This is a genomic window from Rhizobium sp. PEPV16 (assembly GCF_008919455.1).
In the GTDB taxonomy this organism is placed as follows: Bacteria; Pseudomonadota; Alphaproteobacteria; order Rhizobiales; family Rhizobiaceae; genus Rhizobium; species Rhizobium leguminosarum_Q.
Map to the genome: position 1 here is coordinate 59,527 of NZ_VSZV01000334.1, position 8,378 is coordinate 67,904.

At 63.7% G+C, this 8,378-nt stretch carries 7 protein-coding genes; 5 read left to right on the forward strand and 2 right to left on the reverse strand.

The features are described from left to right. The 4 genes from FY112_RS37990 to dxs form a co-directional block, all read left to right on the forward strand. The coding region (locus tag FY112_RS37990; RefSeq protein WP_246700733.1) for an exodeoxyribonuclease VII small subunit at nt 1-208 on the forward strand (208 nt) is incomplete at its 5' end. Nucleotides 209-294: 86 nt separating this feature from the next. Continuing rightward, nucleotides 295-1,062 (forward strand): SDR family oxidoreductase, encoded by a 768-nt coding sequence (locus FY112_RS24280; RefSeq protein WP_151519445.1) that lies wholly within the window; start codon nt 295-297, stop codon nt 1,060-1,062. 173 nt (nt 1,063-1,235) lie between these two features. Then, entirely contained in the window at nt 1,236-2,159 is a 924-nt protein-coding gene (locus tag FY112_RS24285) for a pirin family protein (RefSeq protein ID WP_017993137.1), read from the forward strand. 165 nt (nt 2,160-2,324) lie between these two features. Continuing rightward, a complete protein-coding gene (dxs, locus tag FY112_RS24290; RefSeq protein WP_151519446.1) occupies nt 2,325-4,241 on the forward strand; it encodes a 1-deoxy-D-xylulose-5-phosphate synthase in 1,917 nt (638 codons plus the stop codon). 261 nt (nt 4,242-4,502) lie between these two features. On the opposite strand, the gene FY112_RS24295 is transcribed toward dxs, so the two are convergent. Together FY112_RS24295 and FY112_RS24300 are read right to left on the reverse strand one after the other, a co-directional pair. Next, nucleotides 4,503-6,437, reverse strand: coding sequence for a methyl-accepting chemotaxis protein (locus FY112_RS24295; protein WP_151519447.1), 1,935 nt, complete (start codon nt 6,435-6,437; stop codon nt 4,503-4,505). A 218-nt stretch (nt 6,438-6,655) separates the two neighbouring features. After that, nucleotides 6,656-7,654, reverse strand: a complete 999-nt coding sequence (locus FY112_RS24300; protein ID WP_151519448.1) for a DUF4424 domain-containing protein — start codon at nt 7,652-7,654, stop codon at nt 6,656-6,658. Between the two features lie 89 nt (nt 7,655-7,743). Between FY112_RS24300 and FY112_RS24305 the strand changes: the two genes are divergently transcribed. After that, on the forward strand, nt 7,744-8,378 hold a 635-nt coding region (locus FY112_RS24305), incomplete at its 3' end, for a TlyA family RNA methyltransferase (protein ID WP_246700734.1).

An 8,378-nucleotide genomic window follows, 5' to 3' on the forward strand; every position in this document is an offset into this window, starting at 1 on the left:
AAAGGCGGTTGCCGAACTCGAAAGCATCGTCGCCCGGCTGGAACGCGGCGATGTGGCGCTGGATGAATCGATCGAGATCTATGAGCGCGGCGAAGCGCTGAAGAAACATTGCGAGACGCTGCTTTCGGCTGCCGAGAACCGCATCGAGAAGATCCGGCTCGACCGCGCCGGCAAGCCGCAGGGCGTCGAGCCGCTCGACGGCGCCTGAGGCGCAGCAAACTCCCTCGAAGGCGCTTGGCTATCGGCTTCAGACCGATCTATGATCCCCATCCAAAACGATGAGGGGACAAGGAAATGACGGACAGGTTGAAGGGCAAGGTCGCCATTATCTCGGGCGGCGCGACCGGCATGGGCGGTGCCGCCTCGAAGCTTTTTGCGGCGGAAGGCGCGCGTGTTGCGATCATAGACCGCAATGGCGATGCAGCCGCGGAGACCGTGAAGCAGATCCGTGATGCCGGCGGCGAGGCCGATTACTGGACTGCCGATGTCTCGGACGAATCCGCCGTCAATGCCGCCGTCGAAGGCGTCGAAGAACGCTACGGCGCGGTGACCGTGCTTTTCAATCACGCCGGTACGATCGTCATCAAACCTTTTCTCGAAACGACCGTCGAGGAATGGGACTGGCTGCACGCCGTCAATGTGCGCTCGATGTTCCTGATGACCAAGGCGGTGCTGCCGAAGATGATTGCCAGCGGCGGCGGATCGATCGTCTGCACCTCGTCGATCTCGGCGGTCGCCGCCACGCCGATGGAAGTGCTTTACGACACGACCAAGGGGGCCGTGCATATGTTTGCCCGCGCCATCGCGGTGGAATTCCGCGACCGCAACATCCGCTGCAACGCCGTCTGCCCCGGCTTCATCCGCACGCCGCACGGCCTGCGCGAGGTTGCCGACCTGCAGGCTCTCGGTGTCGATGTTTCGGATGCCGCCATTGCCGCCCAGCAGGGGCGGATCGGCGAGCCGGAAGATGTCGCGCGGGCCGCCCTTTATCTCGCCAGCGACGAATCGAGCTTCGTCAACGGCGCCCATCTCTTCGTCGACAACGGTTTTACCGCGATCTGAGTCATTCGCGCGGCGCGCTTTCAGGTGCTGGAGCGTCCTTTAGCGCGTCCGATTGGACGCGCGGCGCGCTTTCAAGTGTTGGAGCGTCCTTTAGCGCGTCCGATTGGACGCGCGGCGCTCCAGGCGCTATTTGTGGGCGATGACGCTCGGCACTGTAGCGATCGGAGATCCCAATGTCCTTCTTTCCCGGTAAAGACCCCCTGCCCGGCGATGCCTTCGCCTGCGATGCGATCGAGAACCTGATCATCCCGCGCACCAGCGATATCGGCGGTTTTCAGGTGCGCCGCGCTCTGCCCAGCCGGCAGCGGCGGCTGGTCGGGCCGTTCATCTTCTTCGACCGCATGGGACCGGCGATCCTGAAGCCGGACGAGGCGCTCGACGTCAAGCCGCATCCGCATATCGGCCTGTCGACGGTCACCTATCTGTTCGACGGCGAGATCCGCCATCGCGACAGCCTCGGCACCGAAAAGGTCATCCGTCCCGGCGATATCAACCTGATGACGGCCGGTCGCGGCATCGTCCATTCCGAGCGCACGCCCGACAATCTGCGTGGCCATCCGCTGCTGATGTCGGGGCTGCAGACCTGGCTGGCGCTGCCCGACGACAAGGAGGAGATCGATCCAGCTTTCGCCCATACGGAAAAGTCCGCCATGCCGCTGATCGAGACGGCAGGTGTGCGCGGGCGCGTGGTCATCGGCTCGTTCGAAGGCATGACATCGCCGGTCGGTGTTTTCTCCGACACGCTCTATGTCGATCTCGACCTGCAGGCGGGCGCCAAATTTCCATTCGGCGCGGGCCACGAAGAGCGCGCCGTCTATGTGCTGTCGGGCGAGGTCGTCATATCAGGCGACCGTTTTGCCGCCGACCAGCTGCTGGTCTTTCGGCCGGGCGATGCGATCACGCTGGAAGCCGGTCGCGATGGCTGTCACCTGATGCTCTTCGGCGGTGCGGCGCTCAATTCGAAACGTTATATCTGGTGGAATTTCGTCTCCTCCTCGAAGGAGCGGATCGAACAGGCCAAGGAGGAATGGCGCACCGGCCGCTTCGATATCGTGCCGGGGGATGAAGAGGAATTCGTGCCGTTGCCGGAGGGCTGAGCGACACGAAATGAGAGAAATAGACCAGGATATACTCCGAAAACCGTTCACACTTTCCGGCATCATGCTCTAAGGTGAAAAGCTTCGGTTCCTGAAATGCACTTGTTTTGCCGCAATCTAATCGAATAAGGCGGAACAAGGAAAAGCAAGAAAGAGCGCCCGCCTGTGACACAACTGCCGAAGACCCCCCTGCTCGACCAGGTCATCTATCCCGCCGACCTGCGCAAGCTCGAGGATCGCGACCTACCGCAGCTTGCCCGCGAAGTCCGGGACGAAATGATCGATGCGGTGTCGCGCACCGGCGGCCATCTCGGCGCCGGTCTCGGCGTCGTCGAATTGACGATCGCCATTCACAGCGTCTTCGACACGCCAAGCGACCGGCTGATCTTCGACGTCGGCCATCAATGTTATCCGCACAAGATTCTCACCGGCCGGCGTGACCGCATCCGGACGCTGCGCCAGGAAGACGGGCTGTCCGGCTTCACCCGCCGGGCCGAAAGCGAATATGATCCCTTCGGCGCCGCGCATTCCTCGACCTCGATCTCGGCCGGCCTCGGCATGGCGATTGCCGCCGACCTCGACAAATCAGACCGCCGCGTCATCGCCGTCATCGGCGACGGGGCGATGTCGGCCGGCATGGCCTATGAGGCGTTGAACAATGCGGGTGCCCTCGATGCGCGGCTCATCGTCATCCTCAACGACAACGACATGTCGATCGCGCCACCGACGGGCGCCATGAGCGCCTATCTCGCGCGCCTTGCCTCGGGTCGCACCTATATGGGCTTCCGTGACTTCGGCAAGAAGCTGACGGCCTATCTCGGCAAGAACATCGACCGGGCGATCACCCGCGCCGTCGAGCATGCGCGCGGCTATGTCACCGGTGGCACGATGTTCGAAGAGATGGGCTTTTATCATATCGGGCCGATCGACGGGCATTCCTTCGACCACCTGCTGCCCGTCCTGCGCAATGTCCGCGACAATGGACGCGGACCGGTGCTGATCCACGTCGTCACCCAGAAGGGCAAGGGCTATCCGCCGGCGGAAGCCGCGGCCGACAAATATCACGGCGTCAACAAGTTCGACGTCATCACCGGCGCCCAGGCAAGGGTCAAGCCGAATGCGCCGAGCTATACCAGCGTCTTTGCCGAAGCGCTGGTGCAGGAAGCCGCCCTCGACGACAAGATTGTCGGCATTACCGCCGCCATGCCGAATGGTACCGGCCTCGACAAGCTCGCCGAGGCCTTTCCGTCGCGCTGTTTCGACGTCGGCATTGCCGAACAGCATGCCGTGACCTTCGCCGCCGGCCTGGCGGCGGAAGGCTACAAGCCGTTCGCGGCGCTTTATTCCACCTTCCTGCAGCGCGCCTACGACCAGGTCGTGCACGACGTGGCGATCCAGGGGCTGCCGGTGCGTTTTCCGATCGATCGTGCCGGCTTCGTCGGCGCCGACGGGCCGACCCATGCCGGCTCATTCGACACCACCTTCCTCACCACCCTGCCCGGCTTCGTGGTGATGGCGGCGGCAGACGAGGCCGAACTCAAGCACATGGTACGCACGGCTGTCGCCTATGACGGCGGGCCGATCTCGTTCCGCTATCCGCGCGGCGAAGGCGTCGGCGTCGACATGCCGGCGCGCGGCGAAATCCTGCAGATCGGCAAAGGCCGTATCGTCAAGGAAGGCACCAAGGTGGCGCTGCTCTCCTTCGGCACCCGGCTTGCCGATTGTCTGCTGGCCGCCGAGGATCTCGATGCCGCGGGGCTTTCGACGACGGTCGCCGATGCACGTTTCGCCAAGCCGCTCGATCACGACCTCATCCGCCAGCTTGCCCGCCACCACGAAATTGTCATCACCGTCGAGGAAGGCTCGATCGGCGGCTTCGGCAGCCATGTGATGCATTTCCTCGCCACCGAGGGCCTGCTCGACAACGGCCTGAAGCTGCGCTCGCTTGTGATGCCCGACATCTGGATGGAGCAGGCCAAGCCCGAAGCCATGAACGCCCACGCCGGCCTCGACCGCGCCGGCATCGTCTCGACGGTGTTCAGGGCGCTGGGGCGCGGTGTTGCGGTTGGGGTTGCGGGATAATGTTTTGGTGAGGGCGTGCCGTGTGGCCCCCTCATCCGCCTGCCGGCACCCGGCCGGGGTCGAGCCACGGGTCTAGACCCGTCCTTCGGACCCCCGAGGGGAGAAGAGATATGCCGCAACGTCTCGATTCCCTCTTCTCCCCTCGGGGAGAAGGTGCCCGTAGGGCGGATGAGGGGGCTGCTCGGCAGGTCCTATCAACAAAAAAGGCGGCGCATCACTGCACCGCCCTCTTCATTTAACGTCCCTAAGAAGGGCGCCCTCTCAGAACTCCGTCCAGTCTTCCTTCACGGCCGCAGCGCTTGCCTGTCTTCCGCCGAAAGCCTTGGCGACGGTGCGGGTCAGGGCGTGGGCCGGGGAGGCGACCGGGCGGGAGCTCGTGCCGGCAACGCTTGCGCGCGGCGCCGGCGCCACCTGGCCGAGCTTGAACTGACGCAGCAATTCTTCGAGGGCGTTTGCCTCCTGGGCGAGCGCATGGCTTGCTGCGGTCTGCTCTTCGACCATAGCGGCGTTCTGTTGCGTGCCCTGGTCCATGTTGTTGACGGCGGTGTTGATCTCCTGCAGGCCGATCGACTGTTCGCGCGTGGCGGTGACGATGGCGCTGACGTGGTGGTTGATCTCCTGCACCTCGGAGACGATGACCTCCAGCGCCTTGCCGGTCTCGCCGACGAGGCCGACGCCAGCAACGACCTGTTCGCCCGAGGTGGTGATCAGCGCCTTGATCTCCTTGGCGGCCTTGGCCGAGCGCTGGGCAAGCTCGCGCACTTCCTGGGCGACGACCGCAAAGCCCTTGCCGGCATCGCCGGCACGGGCGGCTTCGACGCCGGCGTTCAGAGCCAAAAGATTGGTCTGGAAGGCGATGTCGTCGATGACGCCGATGATGTTGGAGATTTCACCTGACGACTTCTCGATCTGCTGCATGGCGGAGACGGCCTTGCGGACGACTTCGCCTGACTTTTCGGCGCCGAGGCGGGCGCGCTCGACGAGATTGCCGACATCCTCAGCGCGCTTGGCGCTGTCGCGGACGGTCGTCGTCACTTCCTCGAGCGCTGCGGCGGTCTGTTCGACGGCGGCAGCCTGCTGCTCGGTGCGGTGGGCCAGATCGTCGGCGGCGGAGCGGATTTCGCCGGCGCCGGCATTGATCGCCGAAGCATTGCGGCCGACCGATTGCAGTGCCGCCTGCAGCTTTTCGACGGCGTGGTTGAAGTCGTTGCGCAGGCTGTCATATTGCGAGGCGAACGGCGTCTGGATACGACCGGCCATATCGCCGTTGGCAAGTTCGGCAAGGCCGCCCGCCAAAGCGTCGATGGCGTAGCGGATCTCGCCTTCCTCGCGCGCCTTCTGCTCATCAGCTGCCTGGCGCTGGCGCTCGGCGTCGTCGCGCATGCGGTCGGTCTCGCCGGCAAGGCGCAGTTTCTCGATCGCTGCCTGCTTGAAGACCAGGACCGACTGGGCCATGCGGCCGATTTCGTCGCCGCGCTCGACAGCCGGAACCTCGATGTCGTTCTGACCGCCGGCGAGGCGATCCATGGCGCTCGTCATGCCGACGACCGGGCGGACGATGATGCGCGACATCAACCAGGCGAGCATAGCGGCGGCGAGCGAGGCGACGATGCCGCCGGCAATGAGCGTCGTCTTCAGATGGCTGTTGGCATCGGCGCGGATTGCGGCGAGCGCATTCGACTTTTCCCGCGCGGTGGCCTTGATCTTGGCCGAGGCCTGGCGGAAGCCGTCGAGCTGGCCCTTGGTGGCGTTGACGCCGATCTTGACGACCTCTTCGATCGGCATGTCGGTTTCCTTGCGCGCCTTGGTCTGCGGCTCGGCAAGTTCATGGAAATAGAGATCGGCGGCCTTCTGCATGCCGTCGATCATCTCGACCAGCTGCGGCTCGCCGGCCGCCGTCTGCTTGGCGGCAGCAATCGCCTTCAGCATGCGCTCGCGGTTGGCGAAGACGTCGCCATAGGTGCTGTCGCTGCGGAAGAGGATGAAGCCGCGCAGGTTGACGGCCTGCTCGAGCATCGCCTGCAGCGCATCGTCAATCTGGTTGACGAGCAACTCGGACTTTTCCTGCTCGGCAGACGCGGCCGCGGACGCCGTCGCCTTGGAATAGACGAAAGCGGAAACGGCGACGAAAATGAGAATGAGGGCTGCGAACGTGGCCGCAAGCTTACCGTTCAAGGATATGTTTTTGGCGGACATCGGTGATTTCTCCTGACGACAGTCGACGCGGCGTAGGCAGGTCGCGCGAGACGCAACCGCCGGGATGTTTGAAGCTGAGAACATGATCGACGTGGAAACGCTTGCGCCGTCATGGCGCCGAGCGGCTTGGATGAACCGCTACAATCACGCCGAACCTATCCGGGCAGGCTTTAAATTTGTTTAAATTTGTGCAGCGCAACAGCGGCTAAGCCTGCGGATTATTGTGCCGTTTCTGGAGGATTGAGGATCAGGATGTCGAAATCCTTTGTGGGATCGAAATCCTCTGATGTCATCCTGAAGGTCGTCGGACCGATCTTCTGAACGTTGCTGCCGCAGAAGCTGATGAGGCTGCCGGGCTTGCCCTTGTCGATCGTCAGCTGGAAGCGCTTGATCGGCCCCGCCCAGTTGGCGCCGGTCGACAGCACATAGGAGATCCAGCTTTCGGTATAGTTGGCGCCTCCGGCCTCGGCTTCCCGCGCACGCTGCTGGGCAACCCTGACGAAATCTCCGTCGAGGCAGTATTTGCGGGAATATTCCTCGAAGCGCTCACCCTTCGGCTCGCCACCTTCGAGAAAACTGATGGCGACGGTGCCGCCGACGGCCGGCTTGTAACGGTGCGCGACGCTGACCTTCTTCCTTGCCGGAAAGGTGGTGCGCCACCAATAGGTCGAGCGCAGCGTCCAGAGCGGCACGAGATCGACCCCGGCAGCATCGCCGGCGCCCATGGGATAAACGAGGCCGCGAACGATCCAGTCCTTGCGGATGGTTTCGGGAAGCTTGGCGAGCGCCTCGGTCGTCTTCTGGCTATAGGGCAGGACGGGGATGCCCTGCTTGGCGAACTCGTCGGTCACGTCGATGCCGAGCGAGACGACGCGCTGCTGCAGCTTGGCGGTGATCGGACTGCCATCCTGCAGGGTGGAGAAATGCAGGAAATTGTCGCTGTCATAATCGGAGATAGCGGAATTGTTGTCGACCTGGCCAGTGATGTCGGGCATCGGAAAGGCGACCAGGCTCTCGACATCCTTGTCGGAGCTGTTCTCGAACACATAGTCGACGCGCACTTCCGAAGCGGAGATGAAGAGATCCTCTTGCGCCATGCTGACATTATCGGATTGGGCAAAGATCAGCCCGCCGGTCTTGACCTCGGCCAGAGTATCATTCGCCAGCGCGGGCGATGCGATCCCCGCGGCGACAAGAAGAGTGAAGAGCTTCAGCATAGAGCACCCCCATGCGGCCCGCCCCGCGATCGCCGCGGCAGGATTATCGCCGAAAGCTTTTGAGGGTCAATGACGGTCTTGGGAACAAAATGCTTGCAACCGGCGGCTTTGCCGGTCATGCACAGCCGATGTCAGATCAAAACACCCAACGCCTCGACCAACTTCTCGTCTCTCTCGGCCTCTTTGCCAGCCGTTCACGCGCCCGCGACGCCGTGCAGCGCGGCACCGTCAGGATCGGCGGCCAGGTGGTCACGAAGGCCGGCGCGCTGTTTGGCGCAGACGCGTCGATCGAGATCGACGATCCGGCGCAGGACTACGTCTCGCGCGCCGCACTGAAGCTTGCCGCCGCACTCGACCATTTCCGGCTCGATCCTGCCGGCCATCACTGTCTTGATGTCGGCGCCTCCACCGGCGGCTTCACCGAGGTGCTGCTGCAGCGCGGCGCCGCGCACGTCACCGCGATCGATGTCGGCCATGGGCAGATGCATCCGCGCATATCAGGCGATCCGCGGGTGACGAACAGGGAGGGCCTCAACGCCCGCAACCTGACGGCAGAGGATATCGGCCATCCCGCGACCTTCATCGTTTCCGACGTCTCCTTCATCACGCTGAAGCTGGCGCTCGCGCCGGCCCTTGAGATCGCCGAACCCGGTGCTGTCGCCGTGCTGCTGGTCAAGCCGCAGTTCGAGGCCGGGCGCGAGGCGATCGGCAAGGGCGGGATGCT

Excerpts from the sequence above, each read along its gene's own strand:
- FY112_RS24295 (WP_151519447.1), bottom strand. The coding sequence starts at position 6,437 with ATGTCCGCCAAAAACATATCCTTGAACGGTAAGCTTGCGGCCACGTTC.
- FY112_RS24285 (WP_017993137.1), top strand. The coding sequence starts at position 1,236 with ATGTCCTTCTTTCCCGGTAAAGACCCCCTGCCCGGCGATGCCTTCGCC.
- FY112_RS24280 (WP_151519445.1), top strand. The coding sequence starts at position 295 with ATGACGGACAGGTTGAAGGGCAAGGTCGCCATTATCTCGGGCGGCGCG.
- FY112_RS24300 (WP_151519448.1), bottom strand. The coding sequence starts at position 7,654 with ATGCTGAAGCTCTTCACTCTTCTTGTCGCCGCGGGGATCGCATCGCCC.